Origin of the sequence: Gordonia westfalica (genome assembly GCF_900105725.1) — a bacterium.
Classification (GTDB): Bacteria; Actinomycetota; Actinomycetes; order Mycobacteriales; family Mycobacteriaceae; genus Gordonia; species Gordonia westfalica.
This window is the reverse complement of record NZ_FNLM01000034.1, coordinates 2,197,579-2,214,552: the sequence shown is the minus strand read 5'-3', so window position 1 is coordinate 2,214,552 and position 16,974 is coordinate 2,197,579. Positions and strand designations below refer to the sequence as shown.

17 protein-coding genes are annotated in these 16,974 nt (G+C 68.0%); 12 read left to right on the top strand and 5 right to left on the bottom strand.

Translation table 11 applies throughout. The features are described from left to right. The first annotated feature begins 28 nt into the window (after positions 1–28). A complete protein-coding gene (locus BLU62_RS15495; protein ID WP_074850457.1) occupies positions 29–934 on the top strand; it encodes a nucleoside triphosphate pyrophosphohydrolase in 906 nt (301 codons plus the stop codon). Positions 935–942: 8 nt separating this feature from the next. Here the strand turns inward: BLU62_RS15495 and efeB are convergent, their stop codons facing one another. Genes efeB through efeU form a run of 3 tightly spaced genes read right to left on the bottom strand, consistent with a single transcriptional unit; the run spans position 943 to position 4,432 of the window. After that, positions 943–2,268 (bottom strand): iron uptake transporter deferrochelatase/peroxidase subunit, encoded by a 1,326-nt coding sequence (efeB, locus tag BLU62_RS15490; RefSeq protein ID WP_074850455.1) that lies wholly within the window; start codon positions 2,266–2,268, stop codon positions 943–945. Beyond that, positions 2,265–3,473, bottom strand: coding sequence for an iron uptake system protein EfeO (gene efeO / locus BLU62_RS15485; protein ID WP_074850453.1), 1,209 nt, complete (start codon positions 3,471–3,473; stop codon positions 2,265–2,267). The genes efeB and efeO overlap by 4 nt, the downstream gene beginning before the upstream one ends. Then, positions 3,470–4,432: an iron uptake transporter permease EfeU gene (gene efeU / locus BLU62_RS15480; protein ID WP_074852930.1), complete on the bottom strand. Its 963-nt coding sequence runs from the start codon at positions 4,430–4,432 to the stop codon at positions 3,470–3,472. Before efeU ends, efeO begins: the two co-directional genes overlap by 4 nt. 257 nt (positions 4,433–4,689) lie before the next feature. Here efeU and BLU62_RS15475 point away from each other — a divergent pair, with 257 nt between their 5' ends. The 11 genes from BLU62_RS15475 (at position 4,690) to BLU62_RS33055 (ending at position 15,602) form a co-directional block, all read left to right on the top strand. Further along, positions 4,690–6,099, top strand: coding sequence for a sulfatase family protein (locus BLU62_RS15475; RefSeq protein WP_074850451.1), 1,410 nt, complete (start codon positions 4,690–4,692; stop codon positions 6,097–6,099). Between the two features lie 120 nt (positions 6,100–6,219). Next, positions 6,220–7,038 (top strand): trehalose 2-sulfotransferase, encoded by an 819-nt coding sequence (gene stf0, locus BLU62_RS15470; protein WP_074850449.1) that lies wholly within the window; start codon positions 6,220–6,222, stop codon positions 7,036–7,038. Continuing rightward, positions 6,987–7,982, top strand: coding sequence for a sulfate adenylyltransferase subunit CysD (gene cysD / locus BLU62_RS15465; protein ID WP_375295762.1), 996 nt, complete (start codon positions 6,987–6,989; stop codon positions 7,980–7,982). The genes stf0 and cysD overlap by 52 nt, the downstream gene beginning before the upstream one ends. After that, on the top strand, positions 7,982–9,901 hold the full coding sequence (gene cysC / locus BLU62_RS15460; protein WP_074850447.1) for an adenylyl-sulfate kinase: 1,920 nt from the start codon (positions 7,982–7,984) through the stop codon (positions 9,899–9,901). Before cysD ends, cysC begins: the two co-directional genes overlap by 1 nt. Then, entirely contained in the window at positions 9,898–10,812 is a 915-nt protein-coding gene (locus BLU62_RS15455) for a formylglycine-generating enzyme family protein (protein ID WP_074850445.1), read from the top strand. Before cysC ends, BLU62_RS15455 begins: the two co-directional genes overlap by 4 nt. A 189-nt stretch (positions 10,813–11,001) precedes the next feature. Beyond that, positions 11,002–11,772: a lytic transglycosylase domain-containing protein gene (locus tag BLU62_RS15450; RefSeq protein WP_074850443.1), complete on the top strand. Its 771-nt coding sequence runs from the start codon at positions 11,002–11,004 to the stop codon at positions 11,770–11,772. Between the two features lie 149 nt (positions 11,773–11,921). Next, positions 11,922–13,205: a phosphopyruvate hydratase gene (gene eno / locus BLU62_RS15445; protein WP_074850441.1), complete on the top strand. Its 1,284-nt coding sequence runs from the start codon at positions 11,922–11,924 to the stop codon at positions 13,203–13,205. Positions 13,206–13,217: 12 nt separating this feature from the next. Beyond that, positions 13,218–13,916, top strand: coding sequence for a septum formation initiator family protein (locus BLU62_RS15440; RefSeq protein ID WP_074850439.1), 699 nt, complete (start codon positions 13,218–13,220; stop codon positions 13,914–13,916). A gap of 11 nt (positions 13,917–13,927) precedes the next feature. Beyond that, positions 13,928–14,458, top strand: a complete 531-nt coding sequence (locus tag BLU62_RS15435) for a DUF501 domain-containing protein (RefSeq protein WP_074852928.1) — start codon at positions 13,928–13,930, stop codon at positions 14,456–14,458. After that, positions 14,455–15,402 carry a Ppx/GppA phosphatase family protein gene (locus tag BLU62_RS15430; protein WP_074850437.1) on the top strand — a complete coding sequence of 316 codons (948 nt, stop codon included), beginning with the start codon at positions 14,455–14,457 and terminating at the stop codon, positions 15,400–15,402. Before BLU62_RS15435 ends, BLU62_RS15430 begins: the two co-directional genes overlap by 4 nt. A gap of 26 nt (positions 15,403–15,428) precedes the next feature. After that, positions 15,429–15,602 carry a hypothetical protein gene (locus tag BLU62_RS33055; protein ID WP_167544020.1) on the top strand — a complete coding sequence of 58 codons (174 nt, stop codon included), beginning with the start codon at positions 15,429–15,431 and terminating at the stop codon, positions 15,600–15,602. A gap of 240 nt (positions 15,603–15,842) precedes the next feature. Here the strand turns inward: BLU62_RS33055 and BLU62_RS15425 are convergent, their stop codons facing one another. Then, entirely contained in the window at positions 15,843–16,340 is a 498-nt protein-coding gene (locus BLU62_RS15425; RefSeq protein WP_074852927.1) for a DUF4395 domain-containing protein, read from the bottom strand. A gap of 104 nt (positions 16,341–16,444) precedes the next feature. Then, complete coding sequence (locus BLU62_RS33050; RefSeq protein ID WP_074850435.1) at positions 16,445–16,945, bottom strand: hypothetical protein; 501 nt, start codon at positions 16,943–16,945, stop codon at positions 16,445–16,447. Positions 16,946–16,974 lie beyond the last annotated feature (29 nt).

Genomic DNA, 16,974 nt, shown 5'->3' with positions numbered 1-16,974 from the left:
AGGGGGGTCGAGAAAGGGCGTACGACGAATGACGGTGGTGCTGCTGGACCCGGCACGGCCCGACCTGATCCCGATCCGGGCGCGTGCGTGGCTCACGGGACCGGTCAAGGTCACCGAGGACGTGCCGGCCGCCCTGCTCTGGGAATTCGACCATGTCGAACCGGTCTTCGACGAGGTGCTCGATGAGACGCCCGTCGACTCGGTGCTGGTGAGCACCGACGCCGATCACCCGCTCGTGCGTGCGCGCACCGCCCGCGGTGAGCAGGTCATCGCGGCGCAGAAGGTGTCGGGGATGGCGCTGCTCGATTCCGTCGCCCTCATGGACACGTTGCGACGCAACGGCCCCTGGGAGAGCACGCAGACACACCACTCGCTGCGCCGTTACCTGCTCGAGGAGGTCTACGAGCTGCTCGACGCCATCGAGGTCGGCGATCAGGTCGAGCTGAAGGAAGAGCTCGGGGATCTGTTGCTGCAGGTGCTCTTCCACGCGCGCATCGCCGCCGACGACCCGGACGCGCCGTTCGACATCGACGACGTCGCACGGAGCTTCACCTCCAAGGTGATGGGCCGTACCCCCGGCGTGCTGTCGGGTGCCCACTCCGACCTGGAGACCCAGATCCGCGAGTGGGAGGAACGCAAGGCTGCGGAGAAGAAGCGCGGTTCGGTCCTCGACGGCGTCGCCACCACCCAGCCGTCACTCGCCCTGCTGCAGAAGATCCTCGAACGTCTCACCGCCGCGTCGTATCCGGTGGACACCATTCCCGCCGATACCTGGACAGTGACCGTCTCCGCCGACGACGACAGCGTCGAGGCTCAGACGCGGGACAAGGCGCTGGCGTTGATGGCGTCGGTCCGCGACGCCGAGGCGCGCGCGAAAGAGCAGGGCATCGAACTGGATTCGCGCGAGGCCTGGGAGCGTGTCCTCCAGGCCTGAGGGGGAACTCACTCGAAGAGCCGCTGCCCCCACCATTCGCCGGGCTCCAGGCCCGGCGGGATCGCGAAGTTCGCCGAGCCGTTGGGGATCAGGTACTCGGTCATGGCGTCCTGACGGGACAGGACCTGCTGCATCGGGACGAACTGTTTGCCGGTGTCCCGGTTGAAGGCGATGAAGAACAGTCCGGCGTCGAGGTGCCCGAACCCGTCGGAGCCGTCGGTGAAGTTGTAGCCGCGGCGCAGGATCCGCACCCCGCCGAGGTTGTCCGGATGTGCCAGCCGCACATGCGAGTTCTTCGGGATCATCGGTGTACCACCCGAGGTGATCATGAAGTCGGGGTCATCGAACTCGCCGGACTTGCCCAGTGGGGCGCCGGCGCGCTTGGTGCGGCCGATGATGTGTTCCTGCTCGAACAGGTTGGCCCGGTCCCACGGTTCGATGTCCATCCGGATGCGGCGGGCGACGAGATAGGTGCCGCCGGTCATCCACTGGGCGGCCGCCGGGTTGTCCTCGGGGCGCACCCACACCCAACGGTCGAGGAGGTCGGTGTCCTCGGCGCGCAGGTTCGCCGTTCCGTCCTTGAATCCGAACAGGTTTCGCGGTGTGTCCTGGGACTGCGTCGTCGACGACGTCCGGCCGAACCCCAGCTGCGACCAGCGAACCGCCATGACGCCCACCGCCATTCGGGCGAGATTTCGGATGGCGTGCACCGCGACCTGCGGGTCGTCGGCGCAGGCCTGCACGCAGATGTCGCCGTATGACCGTGCGGGGTCGATCTTCTCCGCGGCGAACATCGGCAGGTCGACGAGCGCCGGCGGTCGACGGTCGGCGAGACCGAACCGGTCGGGACGGTCGGGCGCCGACGCGCTGGGGCCGAACAGTCCCGGACCGAAGCCGATCGTGAGGGTGAGATGAGCAGCGCTCAGCCCCAACGCTTCTCCGGTGTCGGCGGGCGGTGTGTACTCGCCGAGACCGGTGGCGCCGTCGGGCTCGGTCTCCTCGCCGCGGGTCATGCGTTCGGCCGCCTCGGTCCATCGGCGCAGCACGGAGACGAGTTCGTCCCGGTTGTCGGTGACCACGTCGAAACTCGCGAAATGCAGACGATCCTGCGCGGCGGTGACGATCCCGGCCTGGCGTGGACCCCGGAACTCGACGACATGGTCGGCGGCCGGTGCCGGGGTCGTGGCACGGCCGACGGCCACCCCGCCCGCGGCGACGAGCAGACCGGCGCCGGTCCCGCCGAGGATCGCACGACGTGACAGACCACGTCGCGTCGTACGCCTCTCGGGTTCGGCGGGCTGTGCGTCGTCGGGGCGGGGGACCGGATCACTCATTGCTGCAACACGATTCCCGGTACCTGGGACAGCGTGGCCGACAGCGCGTCGATCTGATTCGACAGTTCCTTACGCTGTTCGGGCGTGACCTCGGTGTAGGACACGTAGCCGTCACCGTCGCGGTAGGAGTTCACCGCGTCGCGCGCCGTCGTGAACTGCGCGGTGATCTTGTCCATCAGCGCCTGGTTCTTGGCGGCGATGATCGGCTGCATCGTCGCGATCGCGGTTTCCGACCCGTCGAGGTTGGCCGCGATGTCCCACAGGTCGGTGTGGGAGTACCGGTCCTCTTCACCGTCGACCTTGGTGGCGGCGACCTCGTCGATGAGAGCCTGCGGGCCCTTGACGAACGACAGCGTCTCGAACTCGAAGTCGGGCTTGTTGACCTCGTCGCGGAGCCTGGTCACGTTGGCGAGCAGGCCGTCGGCGATCTCGGCGATGGCCTGCGGATTGTCGGTCTCCTTGGCGTTCGCGGCATCCGACGGCGTGATCTGGCCGGGTGCGTCGCCGATCTCGGCGGGCTGCGGCGGCCACAGGTACCGCTCGAGGCGGTGGAAGCCGGTGAACGGCTGGGTGCCGTCCTCGGTGTCGTCCCACCGCATGTCGATGGCCGGGTCGAGGTCGGGGAACGACTCGGCGACGGGTTCGATCCGCTCGTACGGCGTGCGGGTGAGACCGAACTGCGCACGCGCGGCGTCGAGATCGCCCTTCTTGATGTTGTCGACGAAGGACGTCGTCTGTGCGTGCAGGGTGTTCAGCTGGTTGCGCACATAGTCGAGGTACTGCGCCTTGGCGGCCGTGACGTCGGCGGGGACGTCGGCCTTCTCCTTGCGTTCACCGCCGACCGTGAGCTCGGTGCGGATACCGGTGCCGACCATGCCCGGCTTGCACGCCACGGTGTAGGTGCCCGGCTCGACGATCTCGACGGTCAGGTTCCCCGACAGTCCGGGACCGATGTTCTCGACCTCGCCGAGGACTCGGTTGTTGTTGCCGTAGACGTAGAACTCGGTGACCTTGTTGCCGGAGTTGGTGATCGCGAAGTCGACGTTGCCGGTCGTCGCGTCGGTGGTCGCGAGATCGCAGGCGTCGGCGGTCGAGGTCACGGCGATCGCATTCTCGGCGTCGGACTTCTCGGTGCAGCCGGCCAACAAGATGGGGGCGATCACCACCGCGGCCGCACCGGCGGCCACCACGGTTCTACGGTTCACTGAGCATTCCTTTCGGGGGTGGGCTCCGCGGGCGCGGAGCTCTCGTCGGCGGTTGCGCTCTTCCGGGCGGCGATCGCACGATGGCCGGCGCGCTGTCGACGGAAGAAGATCGTGGTCACGACGACCACGTAGACCATCCAGGCGATCACCTGCAGGACCGTCGGATCCGGGCGCACGTTGAAGATGCCGCCGAGGACGGTGCCGTACCAGGACGAGGCGTCGTAGGTACCGGAGACGTCGAAGGCGATGTTGTCGAGGCCGGGCAGCCAACCGATCGTCTGCAGCGCGCGGATTCCGTAGGTGAGGATTCCGGCGGCCACGACGATCAGGAACAGGCCTGTATAGGTGAAGAACACCGAGAGGTTCATCCGGATCGCCCCGCGGTAGATCAGCACCGTCAGCGCGATCGCGGCCAGGATGCCGATCACGAGTCCGATCAGCGGCCACAGGCCGCCCGACACACTCTCGGCATAGCCGACCATCAGCAGCGCGGTCTCGAATCCCTCGCGGCCGACCGCGAGAAACGCCAGACCCAACACCGACGCACCGCCTGCGAGGAGGGCCTTCGACATCCCGCTCTTGAGGTCGGCGGAGATGTGGGACGCGGCCTCGCTCATCCAGAGCACCATGAACGTCACGATCGCGACCGCCACCAGCGAGGCCACGCCGGCAATGGTCTCGGCCGCCAGCGGCGTCATCGTCGACGTGCCGAAGTGGATCACGAGGAACACCGCGAGGGTCATGGCGACCGCTGCGCCCACGCCCGCCCAGATCCATTTCAGGGCGTCGCGGCGGTCGGTCTTGACGACGAAGGCGACCAGGACCATGACCACGATCCCGGTTTCGAGTCCTTCGCGGAGACCGATGAGGGCGCTCCCGAACATCTGGGTCCCGATCGACGGCCCGTCGGCGGCCAGCACGTGAACTCCGCTCGCGGCGAGTGCCGATATGTGATCGATCACCGGTCGTCCATCTCCTCGGCGCCTGTCGGCGATCTGCGGTTGGTGAGGCTAGCCATAGCGACGGTAGACCGCCGAGGGGCGATCGCATAGGGCACATCTCCCCACTCGCGGATCGGATTCGGGCCTCGGGGGCGTGATCAGCGTTGTTCGGCGCACAGTGATTTCAATTCGTCCGCCGGTGCCGTGGGCGGTATGTCGGAATCGGGTAGAGCTGCGGCGCCGGCGCGTCCGTCGAGCTGCGTCATCATGGGGGAATGGCACGCGAGAACGTCATCCTGATCCACTGGCACGACCTGGGGCGCCACCTGACGTGTTACGGCGCGGACGGCGTCGAATCGCCGACCCTCGATCAACTGGCCGCGGACGGCATCCGATTCGCCGACGCCCACTCGACCGCCCCGCTGTGCTCGCCGGCGCGCGGATCGCTCTTCACCGGCCGCTACCCCCACCGCAACGGACTCGTCGGGCTGGCCCACCACGGGTTCGAGTACTTCTCGGATGTGCGGACGCTGCCGTCGCTTCTCTCCGACGCGGGGTACCGGTCGGCGCTGTTCGGGATGCAGCACGAGAGCGCGGACCCACAGCGCCTCGGCTTCGACTCGGTGGACGTCTCGGACTCGCGCTGCGACTACGTGGTGGAACAGTCCCGGGACTGGCTTCGACGCCACGCCGGGGAGGATCGGCCCTTTTTCCTGACCGCAGGCTTCTTCGAGACCCATCGGCCGTACCCGGCGGACGAATACAAACCGTCCGACACCAGCGGCATCGCCGTCCCGGGATTCCTGCCCGACACCGACGACGTCCGTGACGACCTCGCGGGTCTGCACGGGTCCATCACCAAGGCCGACGCCGCGGTCGGCCGGCTGCTCGACACCGTCGCCGAGCTCGGGCTGGACTCCTCGACGTGGATCGTCTTCATCACCGACCACGGACTGGCGTTCCCGCGGGCCAAGTCGACCCTCTACGCCGAAGGGACCGGCGTCGCGCTGATCGTGCGGCCGCCGACCCGGCGCGGCATCGAACCGCAGGTCTACGACGACCTGTTCTCCGGTGTCGACCTGACCCCGACCCTGCTGGACCTGCTCGGGGTCGAGATCCCCGACGACGTGGACGGCGACTCCCACGCGTCGGCACTCGTCGAACCGCCCACCTCGAGGCCTGCCGGGGACCCGGCCGCGGCCGTGCGGACCCGGGTGTTCACCGAGAAGACCTATCACGACGCCTTCGACCCGATCCGGGCCGTGCGCACCAAGGACTTCAGCTACATCGAGAACCTCGCGGCCCGGCCGGCACTGCTGTTGCCGCTCGACATCGCCGACAGCCTGTCCGCGCGCTCGCTGGATTCCGAAGCGATACAACAGGACCGGCCGAGGGTCGAACTCTACGACCTGCGTTCCGATCCGTATGAGCGCAACAATGTCGCCGAGGACCCGTCGTATGCAGAGGTGCGTGCCGCCTTCGCCGCGACACTCGCCGCGTGGCGCGCCGAGACGGGGGACGAGCTACCCGACGAGGCCACCGGCACCGCCATCGCCCAGCGCTTCATGGACGCCTTCCACGCCAAGGCGGCGCAGGTGGAACCGCGGGAGGAGGCGTTGCCGTCCCGCCGTCCGCAGGGGTCGCGACGCGAGCTGGCCGGCGACATCACCTCGGGAACCCGCTGAACCGAGAACCGCGGCGGTCACCGGACACTCACGACACCCACCAGGTGTCAAGGTTTTTCGCCGCCGTGCGCCTAAAACCCCAGGTTGCGAGGGGTTTTCGGATCGTTAGACTCATCGTTCATGTCAGCAACGCCCGCGGTGGGGCCGTCGAACTATCTGGTGTGCGCGAGCCAGCGCAGCGGCAGCACCCTCCTCGTCGAGTCGCTGTCGGCGACCGGTGTCGCGGGCACGCCGGAGGAGTTCTTCCAGTACTTCGCCTCCTCGTCGCAGGCGCCGCAACCGCGTGAGTGGTTCGCCGGTGTCACCGACCCGACGATCCTCGAACTCCTCGACCCGATCGACCCCGGCACCGTCGACGTGCGCGACGCCGACACCTGGCGCGCCGACGTCCTCGACGCCGGGAGCAGCGACAACGGGGTGTGGGGCGGGAAGCTCATGTGGAACCAGACGCCACTGCTGATCGCGCGAAGCCGCGCGGGTTCGGGATCGTTGCGAACCGCGATCCGGTGGATCTTCGACGGCGCCGACCCGCTCTACGTCCACGTCTACCGCGATGACGTGGTGCCGCAGGCGGTTTCGATGTGGCGCGCGGTGCAGACCCGCGTGTGGCGCAACGACGGATCCGACGGGGACGAGGGGAGCGGGGACGACGTCGCGGTGTACCACGCCGCGGGGATCGCGCATCTCGCCGGCATCCTTCTCGAACAGGAACGCCAGTGGCGCAACTGGTTTGCCGAGGAGGGCATCGAGCCGCTCGACATCGGGTTCCGCGACCTGGTGAACGATCCCACCAAGGCGGCCGCACGGGTTCTCGAGAAGATCGGCCAGGACCCGGCCCTGGCGCCGCCGCCACCGTTGAAGCCGCAGTCCGACTCGCGGTCCAAGGAATGGGCCCAGCGTTACCGAGAAGACGCCGAACGGAACGGATATCCGCTGTGACGACAGCCGAGAAGACAACCGACGACATCGATCACGTCACCGCGATCAGAGTTCTGGAAGCCGAGTCGGTGCACATCATCCGCGAGGTGGTGGCCGAGCTCGAGCGCCCGGTACTGCTGTTCTCCGGCGGCAAGGACTCGATCGTCCTCCTCCGTCTGGCGGAGAAGGCATTCCGGCCGGCGCCGTTGCCCTTCCCGATCATGCACGTCGACACCGGACACAACTTCTCCGAGGTCATCGAGTTCCGTGATCGCCGGGTGGCGCCCGGTGCCGACAACCCGGACGGCATCGAACTGATCGTGGCGTCGGTCCAGGAGTCCATCGACACCGGTCGCGTCGCCGAGTCCACGGACCCGTCGGGTTCGCGCAACCGGCTGCAGACCCGCACGCTGCTCGACGCGCTCGAGAAGGGCGGATTCGACGCCGCTTTCGGCGGTGCCCGGCGCGACGAGGAACGGGCCCGCGCGAAGGAGCGCATCTTCAGCTTCCGGGACGAGTTCGGCCAGTGGGACCCGCGCGCGCAGCGTCCCGAGCCGTGGTCGTTGTACAACGGGCGCATCCGACGCGGTGAGTCCGTGCGCGTGTTCCCGCTGTCGAACTGGACCGAGACCGACATCTGGCGCTACATCGAACTCGAGAACCTCGAACTGCCCCCGATCTACTTCGCCGGTGAGCGTGAGGTTTTCGAGCGGGACGGCATCCTGCTCTCGGTCTCGGAGTTCTCGCAGCCCCGCGACGGCGAAGAGGTCACCACCGAGTGGGTGCGCTACCGCACGGTCGGGGATCTGACGATCACCGGCGCGGTCCGCTCGCGGGCGACCACGATCACCGAGATCATCGCCGAGATCAGCGAGTCGACGGTCTCCGAACGCGGTGAGACCCGCGCCGACGACCGCACGTCGAGCGCCGCCATGGAAGACCGCAAGCGCGAAGGGTATTTCTGATGACCATCACCTCTCCGCAATCGGTCGATACCGGTCCCGGAGCCGCTACCGCGACAAGGCAGTTCCTCCGCATCGCGACCGCGGGCAGCGTCGACGACGGCAAGTCGACGCTGATCGGCCGCATCCTGCACGACACCGGCAGCCTGCCCACCGACCACCTCGAGGCGGTCACCGACGGTGACGGTGACGTCGACCTCGCCGCGCTCTCCGACGGGCTGCGTGCCGAGCGGGAGCAGGGCATCACGATCGACGTCGCGTACCGGTTCTTCTCCACGCCCACACGCAGTTACGTCCTCGCCGACACTCCCGGCCACGAGCGCTACACCCGCAACATGTTCACCGGGGCGTCGAACGCCCACGTCGCGGTGCTGCTCGTCGACGCCCGGCACGGCCTGCTCCGCCAGACCCGACGCCACGCGCGCATCGCGACCCTGGTCGGTGTCCCGCATGTGGTCGCGGCGGTCAACAAGATCGACCTGGTCGACTTCTCGCAGCACCGGTTCGACGAGATCCGCGCCGACCTGGCCGAACTCGCCGTGCAACTCGGCATCGACGAGATCATCGCGGTCCCGGTCGCCGCGAAGCACGGCGACAACGTCGTACATCGTTCCCCGAGTACGCCCTGGTACGAGGGGCCCACGCTCCTCGATTATCTCGAGAACGTCGAATTACACGCGCCCGCACCGGTTGCCGAGGAACTGCGGCTGCCGATCCAATGGGTCTCGCGTCCGAGTGAGAGACACCGGCGCACCTACACCGGCCGGTTGGCGTCGGGAACGCTGCAGGTGGGTGACGAGATCGTCGTGCTGCCCTCGGGCAGTCGGTCCACGGTCACCTCCCTCGACACCCTCGACGAGTCGAGAAAGGTTGCGGTCGCGCCGCTCTCGGTCGCGATCCAGATCGCCGACGACATCGACATCGGGCGCGGCGACATCGTCGTCAGCGGCGCCGAGGGCGCACACGTACCGGTACTGGCCCGCGAGATCGACGCCCACGTGTGCTGGCTGTCGTCGACACCACTGCGTGCGGGTGACCGCGTCGCGCTCAAGCACGGACCGTCGACGGTGCGAGCCACCGTCGGGTCCCTCGAACGACGGCTCGATCCCGACACGCTGATCGAGCACGTCGGGCCGAGTGAGTTGGCGCTCAACGACATCGGCACCATCACGCTCCGGACGTCGTCGGTGGTGCCGGCCGACCCGTACCAGGACAACCGCGACACCGGTGCCTTCATCCTCATCGACGAGGCGTCCAACGACACCGTCGGCGCCGGGACGATCCTCGAACCGCGCGAGGTCATCCCCGGAAAAGCGACGCGCAACGACATCAAGTGGCATCCGAATTCGCTGGCGCGCGCCGAACGCTGGGCGCACACCGGTCAGCGCGGAGCGACGGTGTGGCTCACCGGTTTACCGGCGTCCGGCAAGTCCACCGTGGCGGTGGCGCTCGAACGCGCCATCGTCAGCCGCGGGCGCGTCGCCTATCTCCTCGACGGCGACAACATCCGGCACGGCATCTCCGACGATCTCGGCTTCTCGGCCGGCGACCGTGCCGAGAACATCCGCCGCGTGGGCCATGTGGCGCGTCTGTTCGCCGACGCCGGGGTCATCTCCATCGCGTCGATGGTGTCCCCGCTGCGTTCGGACCGCGAGATCGCGCGGGAACTGCACCGCGCCGCCGACCTCGAGTTCATCGAGGTGCACGTCTCGACCCCGGTCAGCGAATGCGAGCGTCGCGATCCCAAGGGCCTGTACGAACGCGCCCGGCGCGGCGAACTGCGCGGTCTGACCGGCATCGACGCACCGTACGAGAGCCCGGAACACCCGGATCTGCGCTTCGACACCACCGGAGCCGACATCGACCGGCTCGCCTCGCTGGTCCTCGGTGCGCTGATGGACCGGGGCATCATGGAGGGGTGAGTTGCTGCCACCCGCCTGGTCCAGAACCCTCGGTCACTGACCCCGGGAGTCGGCGTCCGGCCGGGGAGGGAACACACGGGATCGAGACAGTCGACGTCCCCGCCGGCCGGTTCTCGATGGGCGACGCGCATGACGAGGGTTACCGCACCGACGGCGAGGTCCCGGTCCACGACGTCGAACTCGATGCGTTCTCGGTGGACGTCACGGCCGTCACGAACGCCGCCTTCGCGGCTTTCGTCGAGACGACCGGCTACGTCTCCGATGCCGAACGAGCCGGCATCTCCGCGGTGTTTCACGGCTACGCGACCGCTCCCGGGGAGTCCCTCCCCCAAACCCCGTGGTGGCTCGCGATACCCGGGGCGTCGTGGCGACAACCCTCGGGACCCGGCAGCGACCTGACCGGCAAGGACTCCCATCCCGTCGTGCATGTCAGCCACGACGACGCGCTCGCGTACTGCGACTGGGTGGGGAGAGCGTTGCCCAGCGAGGCGGAGTGGGAACACGCCGCGCGCGGTGGCCTGCACGGCGCCCGCTATCCCTGGGGTGACACCCACCCCGGTCCGGAAGAGCCGCGCTGCAACATCTTCCGCGGTGAGTTCCCGGACCGCCCGGAGGGTGCGGTCGGCACCGTCGACGTGCGGGCCTTCGAGCCCAACGGGTACGGCCTCTACCAGTGTGTGGGCAACGTGTGGGAGTGGTGCGCCGATAGATTCAGCGCGCGGTACTACCGGACCTCCGAAACCCTCGACCCGACGGGACCGCCACGCGGCACCCGGCGCGTGCTGCGCGGCGGCAGTCATCTCTGCCACGACTCGTACTGCAACCGCTACCGGGTGGCCGCACGGTCGTCGAACACCCCGAACTCGACCGCGAGCAACATCGGATTCCGCACGGTGGGCAGGACCGGGTAGGCGTCGACGACCCACCGTCGGGAACCGAACGCGTCCGCCGACAGTTGTCCCTTGTGACCACGTGGCGTGTGTCCCGCTGAGGGGTGCCGGTGTGTGTTGCGGAGGGGTGCAGGCCGCGGCATGTGCGATCGTGGTCGCTCGGGCGGGCATCGGCTCGCCACGGATTTTCGGACAGGAGCGGAACGGGGAATGCGTGTGTTGGGTCGGGGGCGTGATCGTCGCTCGTGGAAGAGCGGGCTCGTGGCAGGTGGCGTGGCGATCGCATCGTCGGTGCTGCTCTCCGCATGCATCGACCTCCCGTCGCTGAACAGGCCCGACATCCCCGAGGGCATCCCGCCCGGGGCAGGAGTGCCGCAGCCCTACATCGACATCAACTCCCCGGGCCGTACCGCCGACAAGATGCGCGAATGGGCCGAACCCATCTCGAAGTCGACCGGCATTCCGGTCGTGTCCCTGCAGGCCTACGGAAACGCCGCCGAGATCCAGCGGCAGCAGCACCCGGAATGCGGCATCGCGTGGACGACCCTCGCCGGGATCGCCGGTGTCGAGAGCAAACACGGGCACTACCGGGGTTCCAGTGTCGCCGCCAACGGCGACGTCAGCCCGCCGATCCGTGGGGTCCAGCTCGACGGCACCAAGGGCAACATGGAGATCCGGGACACCGACGGCGGCAGCCTCGACGGCGACTCCACCCACGACCGCGCCATGGGGCCGTTCCAGTTCATCCCCGAGACGTGGAAGCGCTACGGCGTCGACGCCAGCGGCGACGGCGTTCCCGACCCGGACAACATCGACGACGCGGCGCTCTCCGCCGCCCGCTACCTGTGCGTCTCGTCGGGCAACGACATGACCGTGGCGGAGGGCTGGGAGAAGGCGATCCGCCGGTACAACAACTCGATGGCATACGTCCTCGACGTGCGCGATCACGCGAACGCGTACTCCATCAACGTTCGATTCTGACTCTGTCGATGTCCGGTTCCGGGCCGCGATCCGCGCGGTTACGCGCTCTAGCACGAGACCTTGTCTCGTGCACCGTGGATGGAGCCACTAGTCTTTGAGTCACCGACCGGCATCACAGCCGGCACGTCCACCGAGATTGGGGTTCAGCCGTGGCAATCATCGAGCAGGTAGGTGCGCGCGAGATTCTCGATTCGCGGGGAAACCCGACGGTCGAGGTCGAGGTCGTCCTGGACGACGGCACCTTCACCCGCGCTGCCGTTCCGTCGGGCGCTTCCACCGGCGAACACGAGGCCGTCGAGCTGCGTGACGGTGGCGAGCGGTACCTGGGCAAGGGCGTCACCAAGGCCGTCGAGGGCGTGCTCGGCGAGCTGGCACCCGCGGTGATCGGCATCGAGGCCGAGGAACAGCGTCTCGTCGACCAGGCTCTGCTGGACTGCGACGGAACCCCCGACAAGAGCCGCATCGGCGCCAACGCGCTGCTCGGTGTGTCGCTCGCGGTGGCGAAGGGCGCGGCCGAGTCGGCCGGTCTGCCCCTGTTCCGCTACATCGGCGGCCCCAACGCCCACATCCTGCCGGTCCCGATGATGAACATCATCAACGGTGGTGAGCACGCCGACAACGGCATCGACTTCCAGGAGTTCATGATCGCTCCGGTCGGTGCTCCCACCTTCAAGGAAGCCCTCCGCTGCGGCGCCGAGGTCTACCACGCGCTCAAGTCGGTGCTGCACAAGCAGGGCCTGAACACCGCGCTCGGCGACGAGGGCGGCTTCGCCCCCGACCTGCCGAACACCGAGGCCGCGATCGCCGTGATCGGTGAGGCCGTCGGCAAGGCCGGCTACAACTTCGGCCGCGACGTCGTCATCGCGCTCGACGCCGCGTCGACCGAGTTCTACTCCAACGGCGCGTACAAGCTCGAGGGCAAGGAGCTCGGCGCCGACGACATGGTGTCGTTCTACGAGAAGCTCATCGCCGACTACCCGATCGTCTCGATCGAGGACGGTCTGTCCGAGGACGACTGGGCCGGTTGGGCCAAGCTGACCGAGTCGATCGGTGACAAGGTGCAGCTCGTCGGCGACGACCTGTTCGTCACCAACCCCGAGCGCCTCGAAGAGGGCATCTCCAAGGGCATCGCCAACGCGCTGCTGGTGAAGGTCAACCAGATCGGCACGCTGACCGAGACCCTCGACGCCGTCGCCCTCGCTCACAACAACGGCTACAAGTCGATGATGAGCCACCGGTCGGGTGAGACCGAGGACACCACCATCGCCGACCTGGCCGTCGCCTGCAGCTGCGGCCAGATCAAGACCGGCGCGCCCGCTCGTTCCGAGCGCGTCGCCAAGTACAACCAGCTGCTGCGCATCGAAGAGGGTCTGGGCGACGCGGCACGCTACGCGGGCGACCTCGCCTTCCCGCGTTTCTCGTTTGGTTCGTGATTAGCTGTCTTCATGGCTTCTGATCGACGTCACCGCGGTGACGGGCGTCAGCGTGCGCGTGACCGGAAGGTCGATCCGCGCGCACGCGACGCCCGTCGCACGCGTCGGCACGGTCGGTCCGGCCGGCCCGCTCGACCTGCTCCACCGGTCTCGGTCGTCGAGACCGGTGAGCAGGAGCTGATCACCGACGACGCCGTCGACACGACCCCCGAGGGTCAGGACGGCGCCGACACCGCAGCCTCATCGGGTGGCGGTGCCACCGCGCGCACCCGGCCCAGCCCGTCCCGTGGTCGGATGCGATCCGGACTGGGCGCTCGTCTGCGCCGGTTCGAGATGACCCCGGCGACGGTCGCGACGCTCGTGATCACCGTCGTCGTGGTCTGCGTCGTGGCCCTCACGCTGGCGATGCCGCTGCGCACCTACTTCAGTCAGCGCTCGGAGTTCCGCCAGCTCACCGCGTCGAACGAACAGCTACGACGCGAGGTCGCCGATTACCAGCAGAAGGTCAACGAGCAGAACGACCCCGCCTACATCGAAGCCCAGGCGCGGACGCGTCTGCAGTTCGTCAAGCCAGGAGAGATCCCGCTCGTGATGTTGTTCCCCGCCGACGAGGCCCGCCGCGAGGCCGCCGAACGCGCCGAAGAGCGCGCTCGTGCCCCTTGGTACGGCAACCTGTGGGACACCCTGTCCACCCCGCCCGCCGCGCAGTGAGGTCAGAGATCGTGAGCGTGTCAGAAACCGATCTCGCCACCGTCGCGGCCCAGCTGGGACGTGAACCGCGCGGGGTCCTCGAGATCAGCTACCGCACTCCCGACGGTCAGCCGGCCGTCGTGAAGACCGCGCCGCGGCTGCCCGACGGTACGCCGTTCCCGACGCTGTACTACCTGACCGATCCCCGGCTCACGGCCGAGGCGAGCCGGCAGGAATCGGCCGGTGTCATGAAGGGGATGACGGCCCGACTGGCGTCCGACCCCGAGCTGGCGGCCGCCTACCGTCGCGCGCACGAGGACTATCTGGCCGAACGCGACGCTCTCGAGTCGCTGGGCACCGACTTCACCGGCGGCGGCATGCCCGACCGGGTGAAGTGCCTCCACGTGCTGATCGCCCACTCCCTCGCCAAGGGGCCGGGACTCAACCCACTCGGCGATGAAGCGGTGGCTCTTGCCGCCGCAAACGGCTTGCGGGGCACCGCGATTCCCGACGACTGGCCGGACGTCCGCCCGCCCGCCGACTCCGCCGGAGACGACGCGTGACGGTCGTCGGTGCCGTCGACTGCGGAACCAACTCGATCCGCCTCCTCGTCGCCCGACCGGGTTCCGATGGACGGCTCATCGACCTGCATCGCGAAATGCGGGTCGTACGACTGGGTTACGGCGTCGACGCGACGGGACAGTTCGCGCCGGAGTCGATCGAACGCACCCGCGTCGCGCTGGCCGACTACGTCGAGACGATGGAATCGCTGGGAGTCGAGAAGGTCCGGATGGTCGCGACGTCGGCGACGCGAGACGCGTCGAACCGCGACGAGTTCTTCGCGATGACCGCAGATCTGCTGGGTTGTGTCTCCGACGGTGCGATCGCCGAGGTCATCTCGGGCGATGAGGAAGCGCGGCTGTCGTTCCGCGGTGCGGTCGGCGAATTGGACCCTGCCAGTGGACCTTTTGTGGTCACCGACCTCGGCGGCGGGTCGACCGAGGTGGTCCTCGGTGACACCGACGGTGTCCACGCCGCCTACTCCGCGGACATCGGGTGCGTACGTCTGACTGAACGGACTCTGCCGTCAGACCCGCCGACCGCTGAGGAGATCGCCGCCGCACAGGCGTTCGCCGCGGAGCGTTTGGCCGAGGCCTTCGCGCGGGTGCCGGTGGAGCCGGCCCGCACGTGGGTCGGCGTCGCCGGGACGATGACGACGCTCGCCGCGCTCGGCGCCGGGCTCACCGAGTACGACTCCGAGAAGATCCATCTCTCGCGCATCTCGCTGCCCGACCTGGACCGCGTGTGCTGGGACCTCATCCACATGTCCCGCGCCGACCGCGCGGCACTCGGCCCGATGCATCCCGGTCGCGTCGACGTCATCGGCGGGGGATCGCTGGTCACCCTCGAACTGGCGAAGGTGCTGTCCGAACGCGCGGGCATCACCGAACTCGTCGTCAGCGAACACGACATCCTCGACGGGATCGCCCTCGGAATCCTGGACTGATCGTCCGGCCCGATAGGATGTGACGCATGGCATACAACCTGCGTTGCCCCTGTGGCGAGTCCATCACCGCCCTCGAAGACGACTTCGTCCCCAAGGTCCAGGCCCATCTGGCGTCCGAACACCCCGGCCGGGACTACAGCGAGACCGAGATCATGATGATGGCGATGACCGTGCCGGACCGCGCGGTGAAATCCGACTAACCCTTCGAGACGCCCTCCGCAAGCTCCGGGCTCCTCAGGGAGCGAGTAGGGACGCCCTCCGCAAGCTCCGGGCTCCTCAGGGAGCGAGTAGGGACGCCCTCCGCAAGCTCCGGGCTCCTCAGGGAGCGAGTAGGGACGCCCTCCGCAAGCTCCGGGGTCCAGTGGTAAACCCACCCTTTTTCGGCAAAATCACCACCCGCGCGGGTGGTGATCTTGCCGAAAAAGGGTGGGTTTGTGGAGCTAGACGGCTGCGGGATTCCGCAGCGAGATGTTGTTGCAGGCCTCGCAGACCGACTCGGGGATGATGCCGGCGCGCTGCAGGAAGCCGAAGATGGTGCAGCCGAGGCAGAATCCGAACACCGACTCGAGCGTCGCAGCGACGATCAGGATGCCCGCGGTGATCTGGGCGGCCAGTCCGAACCCGAGCAGGCTCAGGACGAACGCCGCACCGCTGACCACCAGTCCGATGGTCTGGGCGAAACGCTTCGGCGGACCCGGGACGAGCTTCTCCTTGCGGACGATCTTCGGGACGATGAACTTCACCGAGAGCTGTCCGAACGGGGAGAGCGTCGGGCCCGACGCCACGCGCAGCGCGAAGCCGAGCGCGAGGACGCCGTACAGAATTGGGTTGTCGACCGCGACCGCGATGATCGCCAGGACGACGACCAGGCCGGCGGTCGTGCGGGCCGCGTAGTCGTTCACGGGGTTGGGAAAGGTGAGAACCTCACGCACCGACATCGACAGAACCTCCATGAACTAGGAAAACCACGACCAAGCTACGGGTGAGTCCGGACTTTGGCAAAGGTTGTATCCACCCAGATCGCAAGAGGGTGAGCGTGGTCTCACAAGTGATCGGTGTCAGGCGCGATCCGCGGCTCCTCGGCAGCGATCTCCCGCGGGTCGTCGACGTCGGGTTCGTCCTGGTCGGTGACACCGCCGTCGTTGGGGAGTTCGGCCTCTCGCGAGATCTCGCCCTCCTGATCGATGCCGGCCTGTTCGCCGACGTCGATGCGGTCGGGGATCTGGTCCATGTCGACTCCTGTCACTTCTCGTGCCTGTTCGGACTCGGAGAACGGCTCGGACAGATCGGCATCGTGGATGGCCTCGGCGTAAGCGAACTCGGCGTCGACGATTCCGTACTCCCTCTCCCGGAAACGCTCGTCGTCGCGGGCCTTGCGTGCGGCCTCCCGCATCTCGAACCCGTCGGTGACGATCTCACCGATTTCGCGGGTCACCCCGGCAACGGCGCCGGTGATGATGGTCGCGATGCGACCCACGTGCGTGGCTGTGGACTCGATCAGTTCCTGCATGAAGTCCTTGTTCCGTTCGATGCTGTCGACCATCTGTGATCCCCTGGGCTCTGAAGGGTGCT

Bases quoted from the DNA above. Each gene is read 5' to 3' on its own strand.
- BLU62_RS15475 (WP_074850451.1), top strand. From the start codon at position 4,690: ATGGCACGCGAGAACGTCATCCTGATCCACTGGCACGACCTGGGGCGC.
- BLU62_RS33050 (WP_074850435.1), bottom strand. From the start codon at position 16,945: ATGGTCGACAGCATCGAACGGAACAAGGACTTCATGCAGGAACTGATC.
- BLU62_RS15495 (WP_074850457.1), top strand. From the start codon at position 29: ATGACGGTGGTGCTGCTGGACCCGGCACGGCCCGACCTGATCCCGATC.
- BLU62_RS15440 (WP_074850439.1), top strand. From the start codon at position 13,218: ATGGCTTCTGATCGACGTCACCGCGGTGACGGGCGTCAGCGTGCGCGT.
- BLU62_RS15450 (WP_074850443.1), top strand. From the start codon at position 11,002: ATGCGTGTGTTGGGTCGGGGGCGTGATCGTCGCTCGTGGAAGAGCGGG.
- cysD (WP_375295762.1), top strand. From the start codon at position 6,987: ATGGGCCCAGCGTTACCGAGAAGACGCCGAACGGAACGGATATCCGCT.
- BLU62_RS15425 (WP_074852927.1), bottom strand. From the start codon at position 16,340: ATGTCGGTGCGTGAGGTTCTCACCTTTCCCAACCCCGTGAACGACTAC.
- stf0 (WP_074850449.1), top strand. From the start codon at position 6,220: ATGTCAGCAACGCCCGCGGTGGGGCCGTCGAACTATCTGGTGTGCGCG.
- efeB (WP_074850455.1), bottom strand. From the start codon at position 2,268: ATGAGTGATCCGGTCCCCCGCCCCGACGACGCACAGCCCGCCGAACCC.
- cysC (WP_074850447.1), top strand. From the start codon at position 7,982: ATGACCATCACCTCTCCGCAATCGGTCGATACCGGTCCCGGAGCCGCT.
- BLU62_RS33055 (WP_167544020.1), top strand. From the start codon at position 15,429: ATGGCATACAACCTGCGTTGCCCCTGTGGCGAGTCCATCACCGCCCTC.